The organism is Cryptosporangium phraense (assembly GCF_006912135.1).
Classification (GTDB): Bacteria; Actinomycetota; Actinomycetes; order Mycobacteriales; family Cryptosporangiaceae; genus Cryptosporangium; species Cryptosporangium phraense.
This window is the reverse complement of sequence record NZ_VIRS01000003.1, coordinates 295361-320981: the sequence shown is the minus strand read 5'-3', so window position 1 is coordinate 320981 and position 25621 is coordinate 295361. Positions and strand designations below refer to the sequence as shown.

General features: G+C 73.2%; 33 protein-coding genes and 1 pseudogene. 16 read left to right on the top strand and 18 right to left on the bottom strand.

Going from position 1 to position 25621, the window contains the following annotated elements; translation table 11 throughout:
* The first annotated feature begins 13 nt into the window (after positions 1-13).
* Complete coding sequence (locus FL583_RS06240) at positions 14-1174, top strand: cytochrome P450 (RefSeq protein WP_420843119.1); 1161 nt, start codon at positions 14-16, stop codon at positions 1172-1174.
* 50 nt (positions 1175-1224) lie between these two features.
* On the opposite strand, the gene FL583_RS06235 is transcribed toward FL583_RS06240, so the two are convergent.
* Positions 1225-1521 (bottom strand): hypothetical protein, encoded by a 297-nt coding sequence (locus FL583_RS06235; protein ID WP_142703485.1) that lies wholly within the window; start codon positions 1519-1521, stop codon positions 1225-1227.
* A 25-nt stretch (positions 1522-1546) separates the two neighbouring features.
* Between FL583_RS06235 and FL583_RS06230 the strand changes: the two genes are divergently transcribed.
* Positions 1547-2050, top strand: coding sequence for a DUF1416 domain-containing protein (locus FL583_RS06230; RefSeq protein ID WP_170323511.1), 504 nt, complete (start codon positions 1547-1549; stop codon positions 2048-2050).
* Here the strand turns inward: FL583_RS06230 and FL583_RS06225 are convergent.
* Complete coding sequence (locus tag FL583_RS06225) at positions 2039-3082, bottom strand: FAD-dependent oxidoreductase (protein ID WP_142703483.1); 1044 nt, start codon at positions 3080-3082, stop codon at positions 2039-2041. The genes FL583_RS06230 and FL583_RS06225 overlap by 12 nt on opposite strands.
* Positions 3079-3639: a TetR/AcrR family transcriptional regulator gene (locus FL583_RS06220; RefSeq protein WP_142703482.1), complete on the bottom strand. Its 561-nt coding sequence runs from the start codon at positions 3637-3639 to the stop codon at positions 3079-3081. The genes FL583_RS06225 and FL583_RS06220 overlap by 4 nt, the downstream gene beginning before the upstream one ends.
* An 84-nt stretch (positions 3640-3723) precedes the next feature.
* Here FL583_RS06220 and FL583_RS06215 point away from each other — a divergent pair, with 84 nt between their 5' ends.
* Entirely contained in the window at positions 3724-4746 is a 1023-nt protein-coding gene (locus FL583_RS06215; protein WP_142703481.1) for an aldo/keto reductase, read from the top strand.
* Positions 4747-4763: 17 nt separating this feature from the next.
* On the top strand, positions 4764-5597 hold the full coding sequence (locus FL583_RS06210; protein WP_142703480.1) for an LLM class flavin-dependent oxidoreductase: 834 nt from the start codon (positions 4764-4766) through the stop codon (positions 5595-5597).
* Here the strand turns inward: FL583_RS06210 and FL583_RS06205 are convergent.
* The 3 genes from FL583_RS06205 to FL583_RS06195 form a co-directional block, all read right to left on the bottom strand.
* Entirely contained in the window at positions 5586-5876 is a 291-nt protein-coding gene (locus FL583_RS06205) for a hypothetical protein (RefSeq protein ID WP_142703479.1), read from the bottom strand. The genes FL583_RS06210 and FL583_RS06205 overlap by 12 nt on opposite strands.
* A gap of 80 nt (positions 5877-5956) precedes the next feature.
* Complete coding sequence (locus tag FL583_RS06200; protein ID WP_276611570.1) at positions 5957-6340, bottom strand: DUF1345 domain-containing protein; 384 nt, start codon at positions 6338-6340, stop codon at positions 5957-5959.
* 103 nt (positions 6341-6443) lie between these two features.
* Positions 6444-7097, bottom strand: coding sequence for a TetR/AcrR family transcriptional regulator (locus tag FL583_RS06195; RefSeq protein WP_142703645.1), 654 nt, complete (start codon positions 7095-7097; stop codon positions 6444-6446).
* On the opposite strand from FL583_RS06195, the gene FL583_RS06190 reads away from it, so the two are divergent.
* Entirely contained in the window at positions 7008-7532 is a 525-nt protein-coding gene (locus tag FL583_RS06190) for an AhpC/TSA family protein (RefSeq protein WP_142703644.1), read from the top strand. The two genes, FL583_RS06195 and FL583_RS06190, sit on opposite strands and share 90 nt — an antisense overlap.
* On the opposite strand, the gene FL583_RS06185 is transcribed toward FL583_RS06190, so the two are convergent.
* The 4 genes from FL583_RS06185 to FL583_RS06175 all read right to left on the bottom strand — a co-directional run bounded on the left by FL583_RS06185 (position 7498) and on the right by FL583_RS06175 (position 10065).
* On the bottom strand, positions 7498-8322 hold the full coding sequence (locus FL583_RS06185) for an alpha/beta fold hydrolase (RefSeq protein WP_142703478.1): 825 nt from the start codon (positions 8320-8322) through the stop codon (positions 7498-7500). The two genes, FL583_RS06190 and FL583_RS06185, sit on opposite strands and share 35 nt — an antisense overlap.
* Before the next feature lie 45 nt (positions 8323-8367).
* Positions 8368-9330 (bottom strand): glycoside hydrolase family 76 protein, encoded by a 963-nt coding sequence (locus FL583_RS06180; protein ID WP_142703477.1) that lies wholly within the window; start codon positions 9328-9330, stop codon positions 8368-8370.
* Entirely contained in the window at positions 9327-9470 is a 144-nt protein-coding gene (locus tag FL583_RS39965) for a hypothetical protein (protein WP_170323510.1), read from the bottom strand. Before FL583_RS39965 ends, FL583_RS06180 begins: the two co-directional genes overlap by 4 nt.
* A gap of 67 nt (positions 9471-9537) precedes the next feature.
* On the bottom strand, positions 9538-10065 hold the full coding sequence (locus tag FL583_RS06175) for a hypothetical protein (protein WP_142703476.1): 528 nt from the start codon (positions 10063-10065) through the stop codon (positions 9538-9540).
* Between the two features lie 37 nt (positions 10066-10102).
* Between FL583_RS06175 and FL583_RS06170 the strand changes: the two genes are divergently transcribed.
* From FL583_RS06170 to FL583_RS06160, 3 genes are all read left to right on the top strand, one after another.
* On the top strand, positions 10103-10639 hold the full coding sequence (locus FL583_RS06170; protein ID WP_142703475.1) for an alpha/beta hydrolase: 537 nt from the start codon (positions 10103-10105) through the stop codon (positions 10637-10639).
* Positions 10640-10745: 106 nt separating this feature from the next.
* On the top strand, positions 10746-11267 hold the full coding sequence (locus FL583_RS06165) for a hypothetical protein (RefSeq protein WP_142703474.1): 522 nt from the start codon (positions 10746-10748) through the stop codon (positions 11265-11267).
* 4 nt (positions 11268-11271) lie between these two features.
* Positions 11272-12030: an SDR family NAD(P)-dependent oxidoreductase gene (locus FL583_RS06160; RefSeq protein WP_142703473.1), complete on the top strand. Its 759-nt coding sequence runs from the start codon at positions 11272-11274 to the stop codon at positions 12028-12030.
* A gap of 75 nt (positions 12031-12105) precedes the next feature.
* Here the strand turns inward: FL583_RS06160 and FL583_RS06155 are convergent, their stop codons facing one another.
* The 4 genes from FL583_RS06155 to FL583_RS42365 are packed head-to-tail and all read right to left on the bottom strand — an operon-like array spanning position 12106 to position 15929.
* Positions 12106-12738: a phosphotransferase gene (locus FL583_RS06155; RefSeq protein WP_142703472.1), complete on the bottom strand. Its 633-nt coding sequence runs from the start codon at positions 12736-12738 to the stop codon at positions 12106-12108.
* A complete protein-coding gene (locus FL583_RS06150; RefSeq protein ID WP_170323509.1) occupies positions 12735-13094 on the bottom strand; it encodes an SdpI family protein in 360 nt (119 codons plus the stop codon). The genes FL583_RS06155 and FL583_RS06150 overlap by 4 nt, the downstream gene beginning before the upstream one ends.
* 38 nt (positions 13095-13132) lie before the next feature.
* Entirely contained in the window at positions 13133-13585 is a 453-nt protein-coding gene (locus FL583_RS06145) for a group II truncated hemoglobin (protein WP_142703470.1), read from the bottom strand.
* Between the two features lie 31 nt (positions 13586-13616).
* A complete protein-coding gene (locus FL583_RS42365; RefSeq protein ID WP_142703469.1) occupies positions 13617-15929 on the bottom strand; it encodes a WD40 repeat domain-containing serine/threonine protein kinase in 2313 nt (770 codons plus the stop codon).
* Positions 15930-16062: 133 nt separating this feature from the next.
* Between FL583_RS42365 and FL583_RS06135 the strand changes: the two genes are divergently transcribed.
* The 3 genes from FL583_RS06135 to FL583_RS06125 all read left to right on the top strand — a co-directional run bounded on the left by FL583_RS06135 (position 16063) and on the right by FL583_RS06125 (position 18194).
* On the top strand, positions 16063-16548 hold the full coding sequence (locus FL583_RS06135; protein WP_170323508.1) for a VOC family protein: 486 nt from the start codon (positions 16063-16065) through the stop codon (positions 16546-16548).
* A 45-nt stretch (positions 16549-16593) separates the two neighbouring features.
* Positions 16594-17328 carry a maleylpyruvate isomerase family mycothiol-dependent enzyme gene (locus FL583_RS06130; RefSeq protein WP_142703643.1) on the top strand — a complete coding sequence of 245 codons (735 nt, stop codon included), beginning with the start codon at positions 16594-16596 and terminating at the stop codon, positions 17326-17328.
* A gap of 71 nt (positions 17329-17399) precedes the next feature.
* On the top strand, positions 17400-18194 hold the full coding sequence (locus FL583_RS06125) for an alpha/beta hydrolase (protein ID WP_142703467.1): 795 nt from the start codon (positions 17400-17402) through the stop codon (positions 18192-18194).
* Between the two features lie 6 nt (positions 18195-18200).
* Here FL583_RS06125 and FL583_RS06120 read toward each other — a convergent pair whose 3' ends face one another.
* Together FL583_RS06120 and FL583_RS06115 are read right to left on the bottom strand one after the other, a co-directional pair.
* Entirely contained in the window at positions 18201-19640 is a 1440-nt protein-coding gene (locus tag FL583_RS06120) for an RNB domain-containing ribonuclease (protein ID WP_205751880.1), read from the bottom strand.
* 27 nt (positions 19641-19667) lie between these two features.
* Positions 19668-20648 (bottom strand): FAD-dependent monooxygenase, encoded by a 981-nt coding sequence (locus FL583_RS06115; protein ID WP_240746592.1) that lies wholly within the window; start codon positions 20646-20648, stop codon positions 19668-19670.
* On the opposite strand from FL583_RS06115, the pseudogene FL583_RS42705 reads away from it, so the two are divergent.
* The 4 genes and pseudogenes from FL583_RS42705 to FL583_RS06100 all read left to right on the top strand — a co-directional run.
* Positions 20532-20792 (top strand): annotated as a pseudogene (locus FL583_RS42705) (TetR family transcriptional regulator); the annotation flags it as partial. The gene FL583_RS06115 and the pseudogene FL583_RS42705 sit on opposite strands and share 117 nt — an antisense overlap.
* 24 nt (positions 20793-20816) lie before the next feature.
* Entirely contained in the window at positions 20817-21146 is a 330-nt protein-coding gene (locus FL583_RS06110) for a hypothetical protein (protein WP_240746591.1), read from the top strand.
* A 59-nt stretch (positions 21147-21205) separates the two neighbouring features.
* Positions 21206-22216 (top strand): LLM class flavin-dependent oxidoreductase, encoded by a 1011-nt coding sequence (locus FL583_RS06105; protein ID WP_142703465.1) that lies wholly within the window; start codon positions 21206-21208, stop codon positions 22214-22216.
* Between the two features lies 1 nt (position 22217).
* Positions 22218-23081, top strand: a complete 864-nt coding sequence (locus FL583_RS06100) for an RNA polymerase sigma-70 factor (protein ID WP_142703464.1) — start codon at positions 22218-22220, stop codon at positions 23079-23081.
* Here the strand turns inward: FL583_RS06100 and FL583_RS06095 are convergent.
* Complete coding sequence (locus FL583_RS06095) at positions 23065-23910, bottom strand: SDR family NAD(P)-dependent oxidoreductase (RefSeq protein ID WP_170323507.1); 846 nt, start codon at positions 23908-23910, stop codon at positions 23065-23067. The two genes, FL583_RS06100 and FL583_RS06095, sit on opposite strands and share 17 nt — an antisense overlap.
* Positions 23911-23916: 6 nt before the next feature.
* On the opposite strand from FL583_RS06095, the gene FL583_RS06090 reads away from it, so the two are divergent.
* Positions 23917-24861, top strand: a complete 945-nt coding sequence (locus FL583_RS06090) for an AraC family transcriptional regulator (RefSeq protein WP_142703462.1) — start codon at positions 23917-23919, stop codon at positions 24859-24861.
* Here the strand turns inward: FL583_RS06090 and FL583_RS06085 are convergent.
* The gene (locus tag FL583_RS06085) at positions 24805-25572 is read right to left on the bottom strand and encodes an endonuclease/exonuclease/phosphatase family protein (RefSeq protein ID WP_170323506.1); all 768 of its coding nucleotides are present in this window, start codon (positions 25570-25572) and stop codon (positions 24805-24807) included. The two genes, FL583_RS06090 and FL583_RS06085, sit on opposite strands and share 57 nt — an antisense overlap.
* Positions 25573-25621: the final 49 nt, after the last annotated feature.

The following is a 25621-nucleotide window of genomic DNA, read 5'->3' as shown; positions in this document are numbered from 1 at the left end:
CGAGCTGACCCGGATGGAGGGTCGGCAGGACCCGTATCCTCGGTACGCCCGGCTCCGGGAGATCTCGCCGATCGTCCGGGCCGACGACGGCGCGCTGGTCGTGACCGGCTACCCGGAGTGCACCACGGTGGTCCGCGACGGCCGGTTCGTGCACCCGCCGTCGGAGGTGCTGTCGCTGCTCGGCTTCCCCGACTGGGAGGACCATCCCGCGCTGCAGCAGATGTTCACCAGCATGCTGCTGCTCAACCCGCCCGACCACACCCGGCTCCGCCGGTTGGTCAGCTCCGCGTTCACCGCCCGCCGGGTCCAGGCCCTCCGTCCGGCGATCGAGTCCATGGTGGACGATTTGCTGGACGCGATGAGCGGCGACGTGGATTTCGTCGAGTCGTTCGCGTTTCCGCTGCCGGTGGGGGTGATCGGCGAGCTGCTCGGCGTGCCGGAGAACGATCGGGCGCAGTTCCGGACGCTGGTCCGGGACTGGACGCAGGTGCTCGAGGTGATCACGCCGTCGGTGCTGGAGACGGCCGATCCGGCCGCCGAGACGATCCGGGACTACCTGGCCGAGCTGGCCGACGAGCGCCGCCGGTTCCCGGCCGACGACCTGCTGTCGGCGCTCGTCCAGGCCCAGACCGACGACGAGCGCCTCACCGACGACGAGATCCTGGCCAACGCGGCGCTGCTGTTCGCGGCCGGCTTCGAGACGACGACCGGCCTGCTGGCCAACGGTCTGACCGCGTTGCTGACGCATCCCGAGCAGGCCGAGGCGCTGGCGTCGCGGCCCGAGGAGCTGGCCCGGCCGGCGGTCGAGGAGCTGCTGCGGTTCGACAGCCCGGTGCAGATCAGTGCCCGGCTCACGGCCGAGCCGGTGGAGCTGGCCGGGGTTGCGGTCGGGGCGGGTGAGCGGGTGGTCGCGTATCTGGGTGCGGGCAACCACGACCCGCGCCGGTTCGCAGCGCCGTCGGAGCTGCGGCTGGATCGGGCCGACAACGCGCCGCTGTCGTTCGGCGGCGGGATCCACTACTGCCTGGGGGCGCCGCTGGCCCGGCTCGAGGCGCAGGTCGCGTTCCCGGCGCTGCTGCGCAGGTTCCCGGAGCTGCGGCTCACCGGGGAGGCGCAGCGCCGCGACAGCCTGAGCCTGAAGGGCTTCCTCACCCGCCCGGTCCACACCGGCTAGCGCCGTAAGCGCCCGGCTAGCTAGGCCCGGCTGGCGCCGCAGGCGCCCGGCTAGCTCTCGTGGTGAGGGAGGCCCCGCTCCCAGCGGGCCCGGCGCTCCTCGAGGGTCTGCTCCCACCAGGGGGTTCCGCGCTCCCCCAGCGCGACCTTGGCCGCCTGCACCCGCGCCCGGGCCGGCGCCGGGTCTTCCCCCGCCCGCAGCGCCACTCCGACGGCCCGCCGGGCCGCCATCAGCACCTTCCGCAGTTCGGCCGCGACGTCGTCGGGAATGGCCGGGTCGGTGGCCCGCCACCGCCGTCCTTCGATGACGACGAAGTGCCCGTCTTCGGTCCGTTCTGGTTCCCCCACCGCCCGAACGTTACTGTCGACCCTCGTGTCCACCGCGCAGATCGACTACGGCGACGTGCCGACCTGGATCTCCTCCGTCGGTGGGCTGCTCTCGCTGGTGGCGGCCGGCACCGCGGCGTGGATCGCGTGGAAGCTGCTCGTCACCGAGCGGACGCGCGACCGCCAGGCCGCCGACGACGCCCGGCGCGCTCAGGCCGGGCTGATCGCCGCCTGGATACCCGACGCCACTGACCGCGAAGGCCTCGACCAGGCGACGATCCGCGTCCTGGTCCGCAACAACAGCACGCTTCCCGTCTATCGGGTCCTGGTCGCGATCGTGGTTCGCAGCGACGACGGGTTCACCGAGGTCGCCTCGTCCGGCGGTCCGCAGGGACGATTCCGCGAATTCGCGGCGCCCGGCGACAACGAGATCCGGGTGATGGTCCCGGCGACGACCAACCGGCGCCGGGTCGTCCTGACGTTCCGGGACGCAGCCGGCGTCGAGTGGAGACGAGACCACGACGGCGCGCTCACCGAACTACCCGCCTAGCCTGCGCCCCCAGTCCAGCTGCGCCGCGATGTCGGTCTCGACCCCCGGGCCAGGAGCAGAACCGGCGGTCGACCGCGCCGACGCCTCGGTGTTCGCCTCCACCCGCGGTCGCCGCACCCGCTCGTACAGCGCCAACGCCGCGTCCACATCGTCGGAATCGCGCAGCGCCTTGGCCAGGATCACCGCGTCCTCCATCGCCATCGAGGCGCCCTGTCCGGTCGCCGGGGCGGCCGCGTGCGCGGCGTCCCCCAGAAGCAGTAGGCGACCGGCGCGCCACCGCCGGACGCCCGGCAGGTCGTAGGCGTCGGTGACGCGGATGCGGCCGCCGGACGCGGCGGCGAGCCCGGCGGCCGGGGTGGCGTCGGGCCGCAGACGGTCGAGCAGGTAGCCGGGCGACTCGTCGGATCCGAGGGCGTCGGTCACCCGCGCGAACCAGTAGGCGACCCCCGACGGGGAGACCGTGTACCCGAACACCGAGGCCGAGCCGCGAATAATGGTGAACCGGCCCGGCGCGGCCGAGACTCCGGCGACCGACACCGCACCGGGCGTGTAGCCGAAGAACACCCGCTGGCCGGTGTAGCGGGGGCGGGCCGGATCGATCGCCCGGCGCAGCGTCGACCACAGCCCGTCGGCGCCGACCACGACATCGGCCTCCCGGCCGGACACCGACTCCACCCGCCGGTCGTGCAGCACCGGAATACCCCGCTGCCGCACCTCCCGGTGTAACGCGGCCACCAACTCGATCCACAGCAGGCACCGGAACTCCCCCATCGGCCGCACCGCGACCTCGAATCCGGAGGCGTCGAGCAGCGCCAGGGTCGACAGTTCGAACCCGACCGATCGCGCGACCGAGGCGGCGCCCACCTGCTCCAGCGCGAGCAACCCGTTCGGCGCCAGCGTCAGGAACGCGCCGGGGCCGCTTCCGGCCAGCTTCGGGTGCGCCTCGTGCACGGTGACGTCCCAGCCGGCCGCGGACAGCGCCAGCGCGGCCGTCGATCCGCCGATGCCGGCCCCGACGACCAGCGCCCTCATCGGACGCGCAGGCCCGTGATCAACAGCCCGACCAGCTGGCGGGCGTCGTACCGGGGATCCATGCCCTCGCCCGCGCACAGGTTCCCGACCCCGAACATGAACGCGAACGGGTCGACGTCCCCCCGGACCTCCCCGGCCGACACCGCGGCCTCGAACAGTCCCGTCAGCACCGGCACCAGCCGGTCCAGGAAGTACGTGTGCAGCGCCTCGAACTGGGCGTCGTCCGAGCGTAGCGCGGCGGCCAGCCCGTGCTTGGTGACCAGGAAGTCGACGAACAGCCCGACCCAACGTTCGAGCGCCACGAACGGCGACGACTCGCTCGCGAGCAGCGCCGGGCCGGCCGCCACGCACTCCTCGACCTGGTGCCGGTAGACCGCGACGATCAGGTCGGCGCGCGTCGGGAAGTGCCGGTAGAACGTGCCCACTCCGACGCCGGCCCGCGCGGCGATGTCGCGCACCGGCGCCTCGACGCCCGAGCGGACGAACTCGGCCGCGGCCGCGTCGAGCAGCGCCTTCGCGTTGCGCTGGGCGTCGGCCCGCCTCGTCGGTGCTGCCATGCCCGCCATTCTGCCCTACCCCTGGCAACCGGAACAATGTTCCGCTACGTTAGGCGGAACAAGGTTCCACTTAAGGAGTACGGCATGCAGTACCGCACGCTGGGACGGACCGGGACGCAGGTCAGCACGCTCGTGCTGGGCACGATGAACTTCGGCGCGATCGGACGCACCACCCAGGAGGACGCCACCGCGATCGTCGACGCCGCCCTCGACGCCGGCATCAACCTCATCGACACCGCGGACATGTACAGCCAGGGCCAGTCGGAGGAGATGGTCGGCCGGGCCATCAAGGGCCGCCGCGACGACATCGTGCTGGCCACCAAGGCCAACGAGCCGATGGGCGACGAGCGCAACCACCGCGGCAGCTCCCGCCGCTGGCTCTACACCGCCCTCGACGACAGCCTGAAACGGCTCGGCACCGACCACGTCGACCTCTACCAGATCCACCGCTGGGACCCCACGACCAGCGACGAGGAGACCCTCTCGGCGCTCACCGACCTGCAGCGCGCGGGCAAGATCCGCTACTTCGGGTCCTCGACGTTCCCGGCCTACCGCATCGTCCAGGCCCACCACGCGGCCACGGAGAACGGCCTCCGGAAGTACGCCACCGAACAGCCCAGCTACTCGATCCTGCAGCGCGGAATCGAGGCCGACGTACTCCCCGTGACGAGCGAGTACGGAATGGGCGTGCTGGTCTGGAGCCCGCTCGCCTCCGGCTGGCTCTCCGGCGCGATCCGCGCCGGCCAGAACGCCGACACGTACCGCGCCTCCGTGATGCCCCAGCGGTTCGACACGAGCATCCCGGCCAACCAGCGCCGCCTCGACGCCGTCGAGCAGCTCGCCAAGGTCGCCGAGCAGGCCGGCCTCACGATGGTCCAGCTCGCGCTCGGGTTCGTCACCGCGCACCCCGGCGTCACCTCGGCGATCGTCGGCCCGCGCACGCTCGAGCACCTGCGCGGTCAGCTGGAGGCCGCCGACACGGTGCTCGGCCCGGACGTCCTCGACGCGATCGACGCGATCGTCGCCCCCGGCCTCGACCTGGCCCCGGACGAGAAGTTCGCGACCCCGCCCGCGCTCCTCGACCCGGCCCTGCGGCGGCGCCCGTGAACCCCAGCATCGGTCTCATGACCGCACCCATGCAGGTCGGCTACGCCGACATCCTCCGCGTCTGGGAGGAGGCGGACGCGCTGCCGGCGATCGAGCACGCCTGGCTGTTCGACCACTTCATGCCGATCGGCGGCCCTCCGGACGGCCCGATCCTCGAGGGCTGGACGCTGCTCTCGGCGCTCGCCGCCCGCACCGAGCGGCTCCGGCTCGGCCTGCTCGTCACGAGCAACCGGTTCCGGCCCCCGGCGGTGCTGGCCAAGATCGCCACGACCGTCGACGTCGTCTCGAACGGGCGGCTGGACTTCGGGATCGGCGTCGGATCCCGTCCGAGCATGCCGATCGCGCGCCGGGAGTACGACGGCCTCGGCCTGCCGTACGACGACGCGGCCACCGCGACCGCGAACCTCGCGGAGGCGCTGACCGCGATCAAGCGGATCTGGACCTCGGCCGAGCCGTTCGACTCCGGCGACCTGAAGGGTGCGTTCCAGCGGCCGCAGCCGGTCCAGCGTCCCCACCCGCCGATCGTGATCGGCGGCCGGGCGAAGGCGACGCTGCGCGTCGTCGCCGAGCACGCCGACGTGTGGAACATCCCCGGTGGTGACCTCGCCGACGTCGTCGAACGCAGCGCGATGCTCGACGCCTACTGCGCCGAGATCGGCCGCGACCCCGCGTCGATCGTCCGGTCGATCCACCTCGGCGTCTCCTACGACCAGGCGGACGCGACGCGACGCGCGATCGGTGCGGCGCTGGACGCCGGTTTCCGGCACGTGGTGCTGAGCGTGTCCCCGCCCTACCCCGAGGGCGTCGCCCGCTGGGTGGCCGACGAGATCATCACGCCGTCAGCCGGCTGACGCGCCCTCGCCGAACGGGGACGCGTTCGCGAACCGGTGCCAGAGGGCGAACGCGCCCAGCGTGACCGGCCCGTGCTTGGTCACGACGGCCGTCGGGGCGCCGGAGTCGACGACGGGCCCGGGCCGCTCCGGCCGCTCAGCCGCGGCCGTCGGGCGGGGCAGCTGGGCCTCGACCAGGCCGCGCAGCACGTAGGCGAACGGCTTGTCGGCGAGCGACGCCAACGGCGCCGCTACCGCCTGCGGCGCCGCCGCCGTCGTGATGCTGGATACCTGGGTCATGCCCCACTAGTCGGTTGCGCCGGGGTCGTCTGCAGCGACCCCGGCCCCGCGCTCCCGTCCCGCACCGGGCCCGGTTGTCGTCAGCTGGTCAGGACGCTGACCGCGATGCCGATCGTCGCGGTGTTGTAGAGGAACGACAGGATGCTGTGCGACAAGACCTGCAGCCGGATCTCGCTGGTCCGGGTCTCGACGTCCGACACCGAGAACGTCGTGCCGAGCGTGAACGAGAAGTACGCGAACTCGACGTACGTCGGCTTGTCGATGTTCGGGAACGCCAGTGGCGGGTCGTCCGGATCGGCGGCGTAGAAGGTCTTGGCGTAGCGCTCGGCGTAGCCGAAGTGCAGGATCCCCCAGGCCAGCAGCACGCAGGGCAACCCGACGACCTCGGCCAGCAGTTTCGAGTCGGCGTTGGTGCTCAGCACGATCTGGAACCCGGCCCCAATGCCGACGATGCTGGTGAAGATCGTGAAGGCCAGGCCGGTGCGGCCGCCGAGGCCGCGGCTGAGCCAGATCGTGTGGTCGTCGCCGTCTCGATCGTGCGCGAGAGGAAGAACGTCGCCTTGCTGGTCATGGGTCCCTCGGGGTCGGTGACAAACCCCGCAGGAGCATACGGAGGCCCTCGGTGAACTCCTCGTCCGCGGTGACGCCCTGTGCGTAGCGGGCGTTGGCCGTGGTGTGCGGGAACTCGTCCGGCGGCAGACCGGCCAGCTCACGGGTGCCGGCGCCGGCGAGCGGCCCGAGGTGTTCGAGCTGCAGCGCGCCGACCAGGTAGCTGAACAGCGCCCGCAGCGCGATCAGCCGCTCCCGGTCGGTGAATCCGGCGTCGCTCAGGACCGCCAGCAGCGTCTCGGCCCAGCGCAGCGCGCCCGGGGAGCGGTGCCGGTGGACCAGCGTCAGCGCGACCACCGCCGGATGTTCGGCGAACGCGTTCCGCACCCGCCCGACCAGGTCTTCGACCTGGCGCTCCCACGGTCCCTCGGCCGGAGGTCGGACGTCGACCGCGTCGAACACGCGGTCGACGACGAGCCGCTCGAGCTCGTCCCGGTCGGCGACGTACCGGTACAGCCCCATCGTGCTCATCCCGAGCTCGCCCCCGACCGTGCGCATCGACAGCCCCGCCAGCCCGCTCCGATCGACGACCGCGAGCGCGGCGGCAGCGAGCTGGTCGGTGGTGAGCGACAGTTCCGCCGGTTCGCCGGCTGCCCCGTCTGCAATCTCCATTTGCGGACGGTCGTCCAGCGGCACGGCGAGCTGGTCGCCGGAGGCGTCGAAGAAGTCGTGGTCTTCCACTCGCCGGCCGACGAGCTGCGCGAGCACGCCGCGGACCTGCCGTTCGCGGTCGTGGCCGACCCGGGCAAGCGGCTGTACCGGGAGTTCGGGGTCGAATCCGGCCGGGGCGCGCTGCTGAACTCGCGGGTGTGGCCGGTGATCGCGCTCGCGGTGTTCCGCAGCGCGATCGCGGTGGCGCGGGATCGCGAACGCCCGCCGAGCCGCTCACAGCCCGGCGGGCGTCTGGGTCTACCCGCGGATTTCCTCATCGCGCCCGACGGCACGGTCGTCGCCGAGAAGCACGGCGAGCACGCCTACGACCAGTGGAGCGTCGACGAGATCCTGGCCCAGGCTAGGACTGGAGCCACTCCAGCAGGTCCGCGTTGATCGTCTCGGCCTGGGTGGTCGGCATGCCGTGCGGGAAGCCCGCGTAGGTCTTGAGCGTGCCGTTCTGCAGGAGCTCGGCCGAGAGCGGGCCCGAGTCGGCGTACGGCACGACCTGGTCGTCGTCGCCGTGCATGACCAGCGCGGGCACCGTGATCTTCTTCAGGTCCTCGGTGAAGTCGGTCTGCGAGAACGCGACGACGCCGTCGTAGTGGGCCTTCGCGCCGCCCATCATGCCCTGGCGCCACCAGTTCTGGATGACGGCCTCGATCGGCTCCACGCCCTCACGGTTGAAGCCGTAGAACGCGGTCGACGGGAGGTCGCGGTAGAACTGCGAGCGCCGGGTGGCGACCTGGGTCTGGATGTCGTCGAACACGCTCTTGGGCAGGCCGCCCGGGTTCGACTCGGTCTGCACCATGATCGGCGGTACCGCGCTGATCAGCACCGCCCGCGCGACCCGCTCCTCACCGTGCCGGGCGATGTAGTGGACGACCTCGCCGCCGCCGGTCGAGTGCCCGACGTGGATCGCGTCGCGCAGCTCGAGGTGCGCGGTCAGCGCGGCCAGGTCGTCGGCGTAGTGGTCCATGTCGTGGCCGTCGCTGGTCTGCGTCGAGCGTCCGTGGCCGCGCCGGTCGTGGGCGATGACCCGGTAGCCGTGCGACAGGAAGAACATGAGCTGGGCGTCCCAGTCGTCGGACGACAGCGGCCAGCCGTGGCTGAAGACGATCGGCTGCCCGGTGCCCCAGTCCTTGAAGAAGATCTCGGTACCGTCGTCGGTGGTGATTGTGCCCATTGGTGCCTCCTGGATCGTTAAAGCCTCCGTGACCGTAACCTGGGTTTACGGGCGGTGGGCGCCAGGGGGCTGTGAATTTTGGGAGAACCGGGCCAGCTGTTCACAGAGGGACAGCCCGGACAGGTGCGCGGCCAGGGTCGGGCCGAACCGGCCCTCGGTGTCCCGGTGCGCCCAGGTCTGTTCCGCGGAACGTCGCAACAGAGGCAGTTCGCGCGGGGCGAGGTAGCGGGCCAGGATTCCGCGGAACATCGCCCCGTCGCCGTCCCCCTCGTCGGGGAGGATCCCGTCCGGGGCCAGGTGCGTCTCGACCGCGCGGACGGTGGCCGCGGCCCGCTCGGCGTGGTGGGCGTCGCCGGTGAGCGCGAACAGCTCGTCGTGGGCGCCGATCACCACGCCGTGGGTGTAGGTGAACAGCCAGTCGGCGTCGATATGGTCGTCGCCCCGGCGGCCGATGCCGTCGGCGACCAGGCCGGTGCGGTGGTCGACCAGCGTGTCGTCGATCCAGGCGACGATCCGGCGGGCCCAGTCGAGGTCGGCCGGGTCGCCGTCGTGGCGGTACAGCCGGGCGGCCAGGATCGCGCACGGGCCGTTGGCCGGCACGTTCTTGTAGTCCGGCTGCCCGCGTGACCAGCAGATACCGCCGCCGTGGACGTCGCTCCAGCCGGACTGCAGGTGCCGCCACAGCCGACGGGCCGTGCGGGGGTGGCCGGCGCGTAACAGCGCGAGCGCCATCCAGGCCACGTCGTCGTAGTAGTCGTTGACCAGACGGCCGCCGCGCACCGCGTACAGGGCGGCCACGAACGCCCGGATCCGATGCGTCCCGGCCGCGGACGGCGCGCGCTGCTGGGCGTCCACCAGAGCGTCCAGAGCCTGGGCCTGCCACCAGTAGCCGAGGCGCCACCGGTCGCCGGGCAACGGCGGGTCGGAGAGCCGGAAGAGGCCGCCGCGGCGGCCGAAGCGGTGCAGCAGCACCGCGTGCGCGGCGGCCGCGCGCTCGGGCCAGGTCATACCGCGACCGTGGCCAGGTGGGCGAGCGCCTCGGCGGACCGGGAGCGCGCCCGGGCCATCGGGTTGGCCGCGAGCGCGTCGAGGTGGCGCCCGTGGACGTACGCGGGGTGCAGGTGGGTGGTGGTGCTGTTCGCGGCCACGATCTTCGACGATAGCCGGGGCGAGAGTGGCCCTGACCGCCTCACCGCGCTGCGCGCCCAGCAAGGCCTAGCCGCGTCGACCGACTTCTAGCAGCTTCCGGAGTTTGCGCTGGTACTTGGGGTCGGGCTCGCACTCGACGAGGGCCCGGGCGGTGGCCTCGACGTCCGGGTCGGCGGTGGCGTCGAACAGGCGGCGGAGGCTCTCGACGAGGTCGCTGCGGATCAGCGTGCCGTTCTTCTCCCCGGCGCTCTCCCGGAAGCGACCGTCGATCCGCTCGAGGATCAGCCGGCGTTGCCCGGCGCCGCCGAGGCCGATCTTCCAGAGCGACTGCAGGGCGTGCCGGGCGGTGACGAATCTCGGATCCCGGGTGACCGCCATCAGCGCGTCGAGATCGGTTTCGATCCGGCCGCTCGCGTCCTGCGAGGCCAGATTGCACAGCCACTGGGCGGCGAGCGAGCGGTTGTGGTGGTCGGGGTCGTCGAGGTGGGCGACGACCTCGTCCCACGCGTCCGGGTCCCAGGACGTCGGCTCCATCAGCGCCAGGTAGGCGTCGTACCGCGCCGGTCCGGTGAGCGTCCAAATCTCCGCGGTCATGGGGGCCACCCTAGGTGGCGGGCGTAGCGTCGGCCGCGTGGCGGACGCGGTGGTGATCCCGGGGCGGTTGTTCGGGCCCGGCGCGCCGACGTTGATGTACGCGGGCGACGTCGCGGCGCGGCGGGGGGCGACCGTGCACCGGCACTCGTGGGCCGGATCGCCGCCGGTCTCGCTCGGGGCCGAGCGGGTCGAATGGGTGCGCGGCGAGGTCGCCGGGCTGCTGGACTCCGTCGACGGGACGCCGCTGCTGATCGGGAAGTCGCTCGGGTCGCTGGCCGCGCCGCTGGCGGCCGAGCGGGGGCTGCCGGCGGTGTGGCTGACGCCGTTGCTGACCGAGCCCTGGGCGGTGTCGGCCCTGGCCGCCGCGACCGCGCCGTTCCTGCTGATCGGGGGCACCGGCGACCGCGTCTGGGACGGTCCGGCGGCCCGGCGGCTGACGCCGCACGTCCTGGAGATCCCGGACGCCGATCACGGGCTCTACGTCCCGGGCCCGCTGACCGCGTCCGTGGAGGTGCTGGCCCGGATCGTGGTGGCGGTCGAGACCTTTCTGGACGCGATCCGCTGGCCCGGGTGACTCGTCCGAACGGTCCGGCCAGCCCGACGACTTCTTCGAGCTGGCCGGGTTCGACCCGGCCGCGTCGTACGGGTCGTGCCTGGTCCTGACGTCCGATCTCGAAGGGATGCACCGGGCGTTCGCGGACGGGATGCGGGCCGCGTACGGCAAAGTGCTGGTGTCGGGCACTCCGAGGATGACCCGTCCGCGGGCGCGGGCGAACGCCGACGGCGTGAGCGGCTTCAGCGTGATCGACCCCGGCGGCAACTGGATCCGGATCACCCGTAAGCCGCTAGGGAGCCCGCCCGAGCCCGAGCCGCGTGGGCGGCTGTCCACCGCGTTGGCCAACGCGGTCGTGCAGGGCGACTCCCGGGGCGATACCGCGCAGGCCGCGCGGATCCTCGACACGGCACTGCGCCGGCCGACCGCCGAGGACCATCCGGTCGCGCTCGTCGAGGTGCTGGTCTACCGCGCGGAGCTCGCGTTGACGCTCGAGGACCACGCCACCGCCACGGCGGCCCTGGCCCGGGCCCGGGCCGTCCCCCTCGACCCGGACCAGGCCACCCGAGCCGCCGACGCCCTCCAGCACGCGACCGACCTCGCCGCCGCTGCGGAGGCCGCCGCCGTAGCAGCAGACGGGGCAGAGTAGGAGCATGTCGCGCATCTTCATCACCGGATCGTCGGACGGGCTAGGGCTGCTGGCCGGCCGGCTCCTCGTCGACCAGGGCCACCGGGTCACGCTGCACGCCCGCACCGACGACCGGGCCGACGACGCCCGCAAGGCCCTCCCGGACGCCGACGCGGTCGTCGTCGGCGACGTGTCGTCCGTCGCCGCCACCCGATCGGTCGCCGCGCAGGTCAACGCGCTGGGCCGGCACGACGCCGTGATCCACAACGTCGCGGTCGGGTACCAGGAACCCCGCCGGATCGAGACCACCGACGCGCTCGCGCACGTCTTCGCGGTCAACGTCCTGGCGCCGTACCTGCTCACCGCGCTGATCACCCGCCCCGACCGGCTGGTCTACCTCAGCTCGGGGATGCACCGGGGCGGCCGCGCCGACCTCGTCGATCCGCAGTGGACCGACCGGCACTGGAACGGCTCCCGGGCCTACTCCGAGAGCAAGCTCTACGACCTGATGCTGGCCCGCGCGGTCGCGCGCCACTGGCCGGACGTCCCGGCGAACGCCGTCGACCCGGGCTGGGTCCCGACCCGGATGGGCGGCCGCGGCGCGCCGGACGACCTCGCCCAGGGCGCGGAGACCCAGGCCTGGCTGGCGGTGGCCGGGCCGTCGGTCACCGGCCGGTACTTCTACCATCGCGAGCCGCACAGCGCCACGCCCACGGGGCCGACCGACGAGGACGCGCTGCTCGCCTACTGCGCCGACCTCACCGGCACCCCGCTGCCCGCCTGATCCTGGAACACCGAGGCGGCACCCCGGCCCGCCGCCCGCGGGCCGGGCCGGGCCGGCCCTGCGCAGACGCCGGGGTCAGGCTCGACCGCGAATCAACGCGGCGGCTTCCGGCAGGCGGGCGCGTTCGGCCGGAGTGATCCCGCGGTCGTCGTGGCGGCGCGCGAGCGCGTCGTCCAGGCCCGCGAGCAGCGCGCCGGGCGCGCACCGGAGGAACGCGGTGAGCGTGGCCGCCGCCGCTCCGGCCAGCGGGTGCCCGGGCTCGATCGCGACCTGCGCGAGGATGACCGCGGTCAGCGCGGTGTCCAGATCGGGCGGCCCGGTACGGGCGTTCCGCCAGTCGATCAGCACCGGGCCGTCCGCTCCGAGCAGCACGTTCTCCGGATGCAGGTCCAGGTGGACGACGCCGAGCGGGAGCGCGTGCAGGCGCTCGTGCAGGTCGGCGAGAACCTGGGCGGCCGCGTCCGGAGCCAGCGTGCCCTCGGCCGTCGCGCGGAACATCGTCGGGCCGTCGACGCGTCGCAGGATCAGGTCCGGGCCCGCGGCCGCGAAGACCTCGGGCACCGGGAACCCGGCCGCGTGCAGGGACCGCATCAGCGCCGCCTCGGCGGCGACGTCACCACCCCGGCGGTACCGGCGCAGCACCCGCCGATCGTCCAGCGCGTACACGTCGGCGTCCCGGCCGGACGCGAGGATCGGCCGCTCGGTCATGGCTCGCGGCGGGCGGCCCGCACGGCCGGAACCGTCGCGGCGATCACCCACCCGACCAGCCCCGCGGTCCCGACCCAGAACAGCCCCTGAGCAACGGTGCCGGCACCGACGGCCCCCGCGACCACCCCACCGAGGCCGCCCAGGATCGCCGCCGCGGCCCCGATCCGGAGCATCGGCGCGGCGGCGACGTGCGCCGCGGCCCAGGCGTCGTCGGACTTCATCGTCACCGGGAGCCGGATCCCGACGAAGCCCTGCCGGCGAAGTCTCCGGCGAGCCCCGAGCCCGGCGACGATCCAGACCAACGCTCCGGCCGCCGCCAGAACCAACCCCGCCGCCACCGCGCTCGTCGTGCTCATCCCGACCTCCCGGCCGCCCGCCGGCCGCCACGACCAGACTACGACTGAGCTTCGTCCTCCCACGTCCATCGGGGAACTTCCCTCAGCGGGTGCAGCTCGTCGTCGGTGCGGGCGTTCGAGTTCTGCATCGCCACCCGGGACCCGAACTCCACATGCGACTCGAGCGACGCCCGGAACCGGTCGTCGGCGGGGAGCTCGGCGGCGTCGGCCGCGGCCAGGTACAGCTCGACGAACCGCTGCCGCTGCGGCTCGGTGATGTGCAGGTTGCGGTGCGCGTCGATGAGACCGGGGAACCCGCCGAGATCACGGGTGAACCGGTCGGGCCCACCGAAGGTCTCGGCGTCGAACGCGGTCAGCGCGTCGACGTGCTCGGGCTTGCCCCGGCCGAACAGCGGCTGGAGGACCGGGTCGGCCAGCACGCTGCCGTAGAAGATCTCGACGAATCGTCGTAGGGCCGGCTCGCCGCCCGCGTGCTCGAAGAGCGTCGCCATGATTACACCGTTGCAGCGGTCGCCGTAGGCGTCAAGCGAGCTTCCACAGGTGGACCGTGCCGTCGGTGAGGCCGAGGGCCAGCGCGGTGCACCGGCTGTTGAACGCGACCGACTTCACGGCCGCGGCGGTGTGCAGGTCCAGGGTCCGGCCGAGCTGCTTCGCGTCGTCGATACCCCACCAGCGGACGGTGTTCGCGGCGTAGGTCACGAGCGCGGTGGAGTCGGCGTCGAAGCCGAGCGCGAGCGCGTCGCCGTCCGAGCCGGGGTCGATCGTCGCGCCGAGCCGCTTACCGGTCGTCGGGTCGTACAGCCGGACTCCGTGGGCGACCGAACCGGCGGCGAGGCGGGTGCCGTCCGCGCTGAACGCGACGTCGGTGACGAGCTCGCGCCCCTTCCAGTTGGGGATCGACTTCGCCAGCGTGTGGGCCCGGACGTCCCAGATCTGCACCCCGAAGTCGCCGGCGGTGGCGACCAGGTTCCCGTTGGGCGAGATCGCGACCGCCGACGGCGTCGAGTTCTCCGGGGCGCGCATCGACCCGCCGTCGGGGATGCCGGTGACCGAGCTGTAGACCCAGAGCTCGCCGTCGTCGTCCGCGCCGGCCATCGTGGCGCCGTCGCCGGAGAACGCGACCGCGAACACCTCGCCGCTGCCTCGGCTCGCGGTCTCCGACGCCTCGGCCTCGCGGCCGGTCTTCGGATCCCACTGCTCGAGGTCGCCGAAGGATCCGCCGGTCAGCAGCGGATCCGTGTCGCCGTAGAGCGGCTGGTCCGGGTTCGCGACGAAGGCGACGTCGTAGAAGAGCGAATCCGCGCCGCCGAGCGGGCCGACCGGCTTCGCGTCGGGCTTCGTGGAGCGGACGTAGGTCTGGCCGGCGACCTGGATGTACGCGACCTCGGTGGCGGCCGCGTTGACCGCGAGGTGACCGGCGACGTCGCCGGTGCGGAACGTGAGGACGTCGGTGGCGCGCTGGGTTCCCGGAGCGGCTGCGGCGGGTGCGGCCGGGGCGGAGGCGCTCGGGGGTTTCGACGTGGCCACGGCCGGGTCGCCGGAGTTCAGGCGGTGGCTGACCAGTACCGCGACCGCGGTGACGACCAGCACCCCGAGCGCGGCCAGCGCCACGATCAGCGCGGGCCGCCGCCGGCCGCGGGGCGCGTTCCACGACCGCAGCGAGTCGCTGTCCCCGCCGTCGGACCGTCCCGCCGAACCACCCGGCCCACCATGCCCGCTGGGCGCACCGTGCGCGCCGTGCCCGCTGTGCCCGCTATGCCCGCCTTGCCCGCCGGCCGCGCCGTCCGGGCCATGCACGCCTTGCGCGCCGGGGGCGCCTTGGCCACCTTGCGCGCCGGGGGCGCCTTGCGCGCCGAAGGCGGCGGGGGCACCGGGCGGACCGCCGGCGGCGGGGGCGCCGGGCGGGCCTCCTGCCGCGGCCGGCGGGGTCCATCGGGGCGCGGACGGCTCCCGGTGCAGCAGCGCGCCGTCGATCCGGAGCGGCACCCCGGAGCGGGCGATCCAGTCGTGACCGAGATCCCGGTCGGCCGCAGCGACCAGCGCCTCGGCGAACTCGCGCGCACTCTGTGGCCGATCGGCCGGATCCTTCGCCAACAACCCGAGCACCAGCGCGGCCAGCGACGGCGGCACCCCGTCCAGCGGCCTCGGCGCCACCGACAGGTGATGATGCAGCAGCCCGGGCATGTTCAGGTCCGGCGGGAACGGCGGGTGGCCGGCCAGCAGCTCGTAGAACGTCATGCCCAGCGCGTACAGGTCGGTAGGCGGCCCGATCCGGCCGCCCGCGATCTGCTCCGGCGCGATGTACCGCGGGGTTCCGACGATGTCCGCGCTCGCCGACGCGTCCGAGCCCGCGAACAGCTTCGCGATCCCGAAGTCCCCGACCTTCAGCACGCCATCGGTCGTGAACAGCAGGTTCGCCGGTTTGATGTCCCGGTGCACCACCCCCTGCCGGTGCGCCACGGCGAGCGCCTCGGCGACCGCGAGCATCCACGCCGACGCGACCTCCGGCGCCACCGGCCCGCCCATCCGGGCGTTCAGCGTCCCCCCGCCGAGGTGCTCCATCACCAGCAGCAACGTCGATCCGTGCTCGGCGTACTCGTTCACGCGGACGATGTGGGGATGGTCGAGCGCCGTCATCACGCGCGCCTCGGTGAGGAACCGGCGCGACGCCGACGGTGCGTCGGTCTCGGCGATCATCACGGTCTTCACCGCGTGGGAAGACCCGAGCCGCCGGTGCCGAGCCGTGAACACGAACCCGTGGGCACCGCGCCCGAGCGGCTCCCCCACGTCGTACTGCGGTAACGCGGCTACCAGCTGAGTCCGATCGATGATCACGACGAATGCCCGCTCTGTCCGCTGCCAAGTAGGACAGATTCTGCCGAATCATCGCCACTTCATCCACTAGCGACTCAACGACCCCGCCGATTCAGGTCAGGAACTGGCCGGAAGGTCCGGCAGCATGGGCTCCATGGACATCCTGCTTCCTCCCGGCCAGGTCCCCTCCGGAGGCGCCGTCGTCAACCCGTTCGTCATCGTCGACGACGCGGCCGGGTTCGTGCGCTTCGTCGCCGACGTGTTCGGCGTCGAGGAGACGGCCGAAGCCCGCACCCCGATGCCCGACGGGAAACTCATCCACGCCCAGCTGCGCCTCGGCACCGTCGACGTCATGGTCGCCGACCGCCTCGACGGCTGGCCGGCCCGCCCGGCGCTCCTCCAGGTCTGGGTCACCGACGTGGCCGAGGTGCAGCGCCGGGCCGAGGCCCACGGAGCCACCACGATCACCCCGCCCACGCCGTTCTACGGGCAGACCACGCTCGGCCGCCTGCTCGACCCCTGGAACACGCTCTGGTGGCTCTACTCCCCCGCGCCCGGCCGGCCCGACCCCACCCCGGCCTGGGAAGGCGGCGACACCACCGTGTTCTCCACCCTCGACCACGCCCTCCGCGCGCTCTAGAGTGCGGCCATGCCGGAACCCGGCGGCCACCCGCCCCAGCACGCGATCGACTACGCCATGGCGCTCGTCGAGCAGGACCGGCTGTTCGCCGATCAGCTCGCCGGGCACGACTGGTCGGCCCCGGTCCCGACCTGCCCGGGCTGGACGCTCAACCAACTCCTGCGCCACCTCGGCCGCGGCCACCGCTGGGCGGCCCAGATCGTCCGCGAACGGCGCGACGAGGCCCTCGACCCCCGCCAGGTCGAGGGCGGCAAGCCCCCGGCCGACGAGCCCGGCGCCCTCGGCTGGCTCCGCGACAGCGGTAGGGCCCTGCTCGCCGCCGTCGAGGCCACCGGCCCCCGAACCCCGGTCTGGACGTTCCTCGGCCCGAAGCCCGCCGGCTGGTGGATCCGCCGCCGCCTGCACGAGACCACCGTCCACCGCGCCGACGTCGCGATCGCGCTGGACACCCCGTACGAGCTCGCGCCCGGCCTCGCCGCCGACGCCATCTCCGAGTGGATCGACCTCATCGTCGCCGAGACCGGCCCCGGCCAGCGCGGCTCCGACTCGATCGAGCCCGGCGTCAGCCTGCACCTGCACGCCACCGACACCGACGCCGAGTGGACGCTGCGCGGCGGACCGGACGGCGTCACCTGCGTCCCCGAGCACGTCAAGAGCACGACGGCGCTGCGCGGCCCGGCGTCCGAATTGTTGTTGGCGATCACCGGACGACGGCCGGCCACCGAAATTCACGGAGACGAATCCGTCTGGCATCAGTTCCTCGAACGCACCCCGCTGTAACCGCTCTCAATCGATACTTCATCGGTGCAGACCGCGTCGAGCGGTCGCAAACACCGGCGAGAGAGGTCGTCATGGCGGGAACCCCGGTCATCTTCATCCACGGACTCTGGTTGCACGCGACGAGCTGGGCCCCCTGGGTCGAGCTGTTCCGGGAGAACGGCTACGACCCGATCGCCCCCGGCTGGCCCGGCGAGCCCGACACGGTCGCCGAGGCCAACGCGAACCCGGACGCGGTCGCCAACCACGGCATCGAGGACGTCGCCAACCACTACGCGGCGATCGCCGAGGCGCTGCCGGTGCAGCCGGTCCTGGTCGGACACTCCTTCGGCGGCCTGCTCGTCCAGAACCTGCTGGGCCGCAACCTGGCCAACGCCGCCGTCGCGATCGACGCGGCCCCGATCAAGGGCGTCCTCAACCTGCCGTTCTCGGCGCTGCGGGTCGCGTCGGTCGCGCTGAAGAACCCGGCCAACAACCACCGGGCGGTCGCGCTCACCCCGGAGGAGTTCCACTACGGGTTCGGCAACGCGATCCCGGAGGAGGAGTCGGCCGAGCTGTACAAGCAGTGGGCGATCCCGTCGCCGGGCAAGCCGCTGTTCGAGGCCGCGACCGCGAACTTCGTGCCGCACTCGCCGGCCGCCGTCGACACGAAGAACGAGGACCGCGGCCCGCTGCTGCTCATCGCCGGCGGCAAGGACCACACGGTGCCGGAGTCGGTGGTCAAGGCCGAGGCGAAGCTCTACCGGAAGTCCAACGCGGTCACCGACTACATCCAGTTCGACGACCGCGGTCACTCGCTGACCCTCGACCACGGCTGGCGCCAGGTCGCCGAGTCGGCTCTCGCCTGGTTGCGCGCCCAGGGCCTGTAGGCCGGCCTAGGCCGGCTGGAACCTGACCCGTCGCGTCGTCGGCTCCGCTTCGATCAGTCGGACGCGGAGCCGCTCGCCGGCGTGGAGCCCGGGACCGGCGCAGCGGGCCCGCACCGGCGGGTCGTCGAGCGCGACCGTGCCGCCCTTGCCCTCGCCCGCGACGTCCACGACCGCCGCGTCGAACTCCTCGCCGACCCGGTCGGCGAGGAGGACGGCCTCGGTCAGGTCGACGACGGCCCGGTCGAACTCGTTGGCCCGACGGGTGGCCGACGCCATCGTGGCCGGCAACTCGGGCAGCGCGGCGAGCACCCAGGGCGGCACCGGCGCGCCGGTGAACACGGCCAGGCAGACCTCGGTCGCGTACCGGTCGGCCAGCCGGCGCAGCGGGGCCGTGACGTGCGCGTACGGGGCCCCGACCCCGGCGTGGAACGCCTGCGCGGGCGGTCCGTCGGTGAACGCGGTGTAGCCGGCCCCGCGCAGCAGCGTCGCCGCGACGTCGAGGAACGCGGCCGCCCGCGGGTCGGTCGGGTCGAGCGTCGCGACGACCTGCCCCGGCGTCGCCCCGTCGGGCCAGTCGACGCCGAGCCCGGGCGCCACCGCACGGAGCCGGTCGACGTCCTCCGGGGCGGCCGGCGGGAGCGTCCGCAGCAGGCCGACGCCCGCGCCGAGCATCAGCGTGGCCGCGCACTCGCCGGTCAGCAGCGAGACCTGGGCGTTCGCCTTCTCGGCGACGGTCTGGGCCCGGAGCACGAGATTCCAGCCGCCGTCCTCGGTGCGCTCGACCTCCTGCTCGGGGACGTCGAGGTCGATGCCACCGCGCTCGATCTGCTTCGCCCCCCGCACCGCGCCGAACGCGGCCAGCCCGGACAGCGCCTCCGGGCAGGTGCCCGCGTCCACCTCCGGATAGGACAGCTGCGCGATGCTCCGGACGGTGGCGCGCTCGACCCGGACGTCCAGCGGGGTGGCGTCCGCGTCGAGATGGACGGTCCAGACGACGGCGGGCCGGGTCTCGCCCGGCAGGAGGCTGGCCGCACCCTCCGACAGGACGGTCGGGTGCAGGGGGATGCGGCCGTCGGGCAGGTAGAGCGTGACGCCGCGGGCGAGGGTCTCGCGCTCCAGCGCGCCGCCCGGCCGGACGAACGCGGCGACGTCGGCGATCGCGTAGCGCAGCAGGAAGCCGTCGCCGTCGCGGACCAGGTGCAGGGCCTGGTCGAGGTCCTTGGAGCCGGGCGGGTCGACGGTGACGAACGGGACGCTCGTCAGGTCGATCCGGTCGTGGGCCGCCGGCGGGGCGGCCGCCTCGGCCAGTGCCTCGGGCGTGAAGTCGGGTGGGGTGCCGAGCTCGGCCCGGATCGCGCCGAAGTCGATCTGCTGCGCGCGGAGCGGGCGCACCGGCCCGGTGACCGGGCGTCGGGCCGGGCCGCCCGGGGCGAAGGTCGCACTCACGGCCCTGACACTACGGCCCGCCCCCGCTCACGGCGCGCCGACGGTCCCGCCCCCGAACATCGACGCCGCAGCGCGGCCGGCCGCCTGGTTCTGGGCGACGAAGGGCCGTAACTGCCGCTCGTACGCCGTGAACGCGTCCTCGTAGCCGGATCCGGCCAGCGCGCGGGCCAGGGTCCGGGCCCCGATCAGGGCCTGCGAGGTGCCCGAACCGCTGGTCGGGGCGGCGCAGTACCCGGCGTCGCCGACCAGGACGACGCGGCCGCGGTGCCACTGGTCGACCTCGACCTGGCCGGTCGACGCGAAGTAGTAGTCGTCGGCCCGTGACATAGCGTCGAGCAGCCGGGGGATCTCCCAGCCGCGTCCGGCGAACGCGGACCGGACCGCGTCCTCCTGCGCGCGCCGGTCACGCCGGTCGAGCTCGGGCGACTCGGTGGCGAACGAGAGGCTGACCGTGAGCCGGTCGTCCGGGTCACCGCCGAACAGGTAGACCGCCGTGGTCCCGGACGGCTGGAGCAGTCCGGTGTGGTCGAGGCCGAGGAAGTTCGCGGTGCTGAAGCCGGCGCCGGACATGCCGAGGTGGCGGAGGAACCGCTCGTGCGGACCGAACGCCAGCGCCCGGACCGCGGAGTACATCCCGTCGGCGCCGACGACCAGGTCGAACTTGCTCGGCGGGCGGTGCGCGAACTCGACCGCGACGCCCGATTCCTGCTGCCGCAGCGCGGTGATCGTGTCGCCGAAGATGTAGGTGACAGTGTCGGCGGTGAGCCGGTGCAGGATCGCGGTCAGGGCTCGTTTCGGTACCTCGAGGTCGCCGCCGAAGACGTCCGGGCCCCACTGGTCCACCGCGACGCCGTCGTCGTCGACGAGGGTGGTGCCGCGCATCCCGGTCCGGTGCCCGCGGACCTCGTCGAGGATGCCGAGCTCGGCGAGCACGGACACCGCGTCGCCGCGGAAGTCGACCGCGTAGCCGCTGTCGCGCAGCGCGGCCGCGCGCTCGACCACCGTCACGGAGTAACCGGCCCGGGACAAGTAGCAGGCGAGCGCCGGACCGGCGGCCTGATCGAGCGCGGCTGGGCCCGCACGACGGTCCGGGACATCGCGGCGGCGGCCGGAGTCAACCACGCGGCGATCGGTTACCACTTCGGCTCCAAGGACGCACTGCTCACGATCGCGCTCGTGGACGCGGTCGAGGAGCTGTCGGCGGAGCTGGCCGCCCGGACGCCGGACGGCACCGCCGAGGAGCGGTGGCAGGCCCTGATCGCGACGTTCACCACGCACCGGCAGCTGTGGGTCGCGCAGCTCGAGGCCGCGGTGCAGGCCGAGCGATCGGCCGAGGTCCGCGCACACCTGGCCCGCGGTCAGCGGGAGGGCCGCGCCGGCCTGGGGGGCTCGGTGCCGCTCGCGCTGTTGAGCGGGCTCATGCTGCAGTGGCTGGTCGACCCGGAGCAGGCGCCGACCGGCCCCGAGGCCCTGGCCGAGCTCCGGACGTTCGCCGCCGGGATCTGACGCGTCGGATCGGCGATCAGCACGGGAGGCAGAATAGAGCCGAACCGAAGGAGAAGCGCGTGCCAAACCCCACCGAACCGCTCCGTAAGCTCGGCTTTCTGACGATCGGCCTGTTCGACGGGGCGAACCCACGACCCGGGCACGAGTCCACGCTCGAGATCATCCAGCTCGGCGAGGAGCTCGGGTTCGACAGCGCCTGGGTGCGCCACCGGCACCTGCAGTACGGCATCTCGTCGCCGGTCGCGGTGCTGGCCGCCGCGTCCCAGCGCACCAGCCGGATCGCGCTCGGCACCGCGGTGATCCCGCTGGGCTGGGAGAACCCGCTGCGGCTGGCCGAGGACCTGGCGACCGTCGACATCCTGTCCGGCGGCCGGCTCAACCCCGGGCTGAGCGTCGGGCCGCCGATGCGGTGGGAGAACGTCAAGGACGCGCTGTACCCCGACACGGCCGACGTCGAGGACTTCAGCTACACGCGGGTGTCGCGGCTGCTGTCCGCGATCCGCGGCGAGCAGGTCAGCGACTTCGAGGGCACCCAGGGCTTCGAGGTGTTCTCCAAGCGGGTCGAGCCGCACTCCCCCGGGCTGTCCGGCCGGATGTGGTACGGCGGCGGCAGCACCCGCTCGGCCGAATGGGCGGCCGCACACGACATGAACTTCCTGACCAGCAACGTGGTCCGGGCCGAGGATTCCGAAGACTTCGCCGAGGTCCAGGCGTCCCACGTCCGGGCCTACCGGAAGGCCCGGCCCGACGGACGGGTCTCGCAGGGCCTCGTCGTCATCCCCACCGACGGAGCCTCGGCCGAGCAGCGGACGAAGTACGAGGCGTACGTGGCCGCCCGGACCCCGCGCACCTCCACCCCGCAGGGCCCGGCCCGGATGATGTTCGCCCGCGACCTGATCGGGTCCTCCGACGAGATCGCCGCCCAGCTCTACGCCGACCCGGCGTTCCAGCAGGTCGACGAGGTCGCGTTCGCGCTGCCGTTCAGCTTCGAGCACGAGGACTACGTCCAGATCCTCACCGACGTCGCGACGAAGCTCGGCCCGGCCCTCGGCTGGACGCCGACGATCTGACATGTCCGAGTCCCTCGATCTCGCCGCCGAGGCCTTCACCGCGCTGCGGCCGCGTCTGTTCGGCGTCGCCTACCGGATGCTCGGCAGCGTCAGCGAGGCCGAGGACGTCGTGCAGGACGCGTGGGTCCGCTGGCAGCAGTACGACCGGTCGACGGTCGAGAACCCGGAGGCATTCCTGGTCACGGTCGTCACCCGGCTGGCGATCAACGCGCTGCAGTCCGCGCGGGTCAAGCGGGAGAGCTACGTCGGGCCGTGGCTGCCCGAGCCGGTCGACACCAGCGCCGACCCGGCGCTCGGCGCCGAGCGCGCGGAGGCGCTCGAGCTCGCCGTGCTGTTGCTGCTCGAACGCCTGACGCCCACCGAGCGGGCGTCCTACGTGCTGCGCGAGGCGTTCGACCACCCGTACCGGCGGATCGCCGAGGTGCTGGAGATCTCCGAGGTCAGCGCCCGGCAGTTGGTGAGCCGGGCGCGCAAGCACGTCGAGTCGGGGCGGCGCACCACGGTCGCCCCGGACGAGCACCACCGGCTCCTCGACGCCTTCCTGGCCGCCGCCCGGGCCGGGAACATCGGCGGGCTCGAAGCGCTGTTCGCCGACGACGTCGTCCGCTACTCCGACGGCGGTGGCGCGGCCCGGGCCGCCCGTTTCCCGGTGCGTGGCCGGGAGCGCGTGGCGCAGTTCCAGAACGCGCTCCAGCGGTTCTTCGCCGAGGGCAACGTACGCCCGGCCCAGGTCAACGGCCAGGACGCGCTGGTGCTGACCCAGGACGGCGCGCTGTTCGGCGTCGCCTCGATCGTCGGCTCGCCCGAGGGCATCACCGACATCTTCGTCGTGCTCAACCCGGCCAAGCTCAGCGCATTCCGCTGAGGCCCAGCTCCCAGAGCCGCTCCGCGGCCTCGGGGTCGCGGGCGAAGTCCTCCACCGGAGCCTCCTTCTCGTCCTCGAAGTACCGGCCGGTGACGCCTTCCACCGATGGCGACGCGGCGAGCAGCACCGACGTCGCCGCGCCCTCCTCGGGCGTCTTGTAGTAGCTCGGGGTGATCAGGTTCCCGTCCGTGTCCATCGCGCCGAACGCCCGCATCGTGTCGTCGTCCAGGTGGCGCTGCAGCGCGGTGTGGATGTAGCCGGGGCTGAGCGCGTTCACCGCGACGTCGTCCCACTGCCGGGTGGCCTCGGTCACGAACAGCATCTCGGCGGTCTTCGACTGCGCGTACGCGAGCATCGGGTCGTACGGCCGACGCGCGAACTGCGGGTCGTCGAAGTCGAACGGTCCGTTGCGGTACGCCCCGGAGCTCACGACCACGAGTCGGGCCCCGTCGGTCAGGTGCGGACGCAGCCCCAGCGCCAGCGCGAAGTGCCCGAGGTAGTTCGTGGCCAGTTGCAGCTCCCAGCCCTGGGCGCTCAGCTGCCGGGTCGGGATCGCCATCACGCCGGCGTTGGCCACCAGGATGTCGAGCGGCCCTTCCCAGGCGTCCGCGAACGCCCGGACCGAGTCGAGGTCGGCGAGGTCGAGCGGGCGCGCGTTCGGGCTCCGCGGGGTGCGGACCGCGATCGTCACGTCGGCGCCCGCGTCCTCGAGCGCGCGGGCCGTCGCCGCTCCCAGGCCGGAGGCGCCACCGGTGACGATGGCCCGGCGGCCGGTCAGATCGAAGTTGTTCACGACACCACCGTAGGGCGCCGATGTCGGACGTACCATGATCCAGTGCCCGAAGAACATTCGCCATCGTCCAGGGATCCGCTCGAACAGATCCTCGCGCTCCTCGACGCCCGAGGCCACGTGTCGACCGGGCTGATCGCCGGCGGGCACTGGGCGGTCGCCTTTCCCGCGCCCGACGACGTCAAGTTCAACGTCGTCCGGAAAGGTCGTTGTGTGCTGAGGGTGGACGGCGGAGAACCGGTCCCGCTCGCGCCCGGCGACTGCTACCTGTTGACCCACCCGCGGCCGTTCACCCTCTCCAGCGACCTGGAGACCGCCGCCGTTCCGGCGGGCCCGCTGTTCGCGGCGGCGACCGGCGGGATGGCGCACGCCGGCGACGGCGAGGACGTGGCGCTCATCGGTGGCCGGTTCTCCTTCGGAGAACGCGCCCGGACCGTGTTGCTGGACGCCCTGCCGCCGGTGATCCACGTGCCGGCCGAGACGATCGAGGCGGACGCTCTGCGCTGGGCGCTCGACCAGATCGATCTCGAGCTGCGAGCGGGCGGCCTGGGCTCGACGCTGGTCGCCGAACATCTGGCGATCGTGATGCTGGTGCACGTGCTGCGCCGGGTGCCGTCGGCCGGGTCGGGGTTGCTCGCCGGGCTGGCCGATCCGGTGGTCGGTCCGGCGTTGCGCTCTTTGCACGGCGCACCGTCCCACGCCTGGACCGTCGCCGAGCTGGCCGGTGAGGCCGCGGTCTCCCGGTCGACGCTGGCCGCGCGGTTCTCCGACGTCGTCGGGCAGGGGCCGCTGGACTACCTGACCGGGTGGCGGATGGAGCTGGCCTCGGCGCGGCTGCGGTCCTCCGGCGACACGCTGGCCGTGGTCGCGCGAGCGGTCGGCTACGGCTCGGAGAGCGCGTTCAGCACCGCGTTCAAGCGGGTCGTCGGTGTCTCACCCCGGGAGTACCGTCGCCGCGAGCCCGAGGTGGTCGGAAGCCCAGCCGACTGACGGCAGCCGTTCGGCGAACAGCACCTCGGCCGCGGTGGCGTCGCCGCGGGTCAGCACGTAGTCGATGCGGTGGCCGCGCGCGCCGGCCGGCAGGAACTCGGGGTGGTACGTGATCGGGTCCGACTCCGCGAACGGGTCGTGCCAGTCCCCCACCAGCCTCGGGTACAGCGGCGAGTCGGCGGCGATGTTGAAGTCGCCGGTGACGACCGACGCGCCCTGGATCACCGAGTGCAGCCGGTCGAGCTGGTCACAGTGGAATTGGTAGTAGCGGCTCTCGGTGGTCCAGTCCCCGTCGCGGTTGGACGTCAGGTGCGTGTTGACGACGTGCGCGCCGTCCAGCGGGACGCTGAGGATCCCCTGGCGGCGGGCATTGAGGGCGCGCCGGGCCCGGAACAGCGCCGTGCTGGTCCGGGGTGCGGTGCCGCGGAACGAGTGGAACGCCGGGCGGCCCGTCGGCGTGCGGGAGAACGTCACCAGGCCCCCGGACGGCCCGCCGCCGGACGTCGGAACGAACGCGACGTGCGGGAACGACGGCAGGGCCCGTCGGAGCGCGCCCAGCGCCCGCCGTCCCCAGACCTCCTGGACGTTGAAGACGTCCACATCGGAGTCTTCGACGACGCGGCCGAAGGCCGCCGCGCGCCGGTCCAGCGGCGGCAACCGGGACAGCAGCGGCGGCAGGCCGCAGACGTTCAGCGTGGCGACTCGGAGCACGATCCACAGACTGCCGTTCGGGGGTCAGCCACCGCGCACCGGGGGCCGT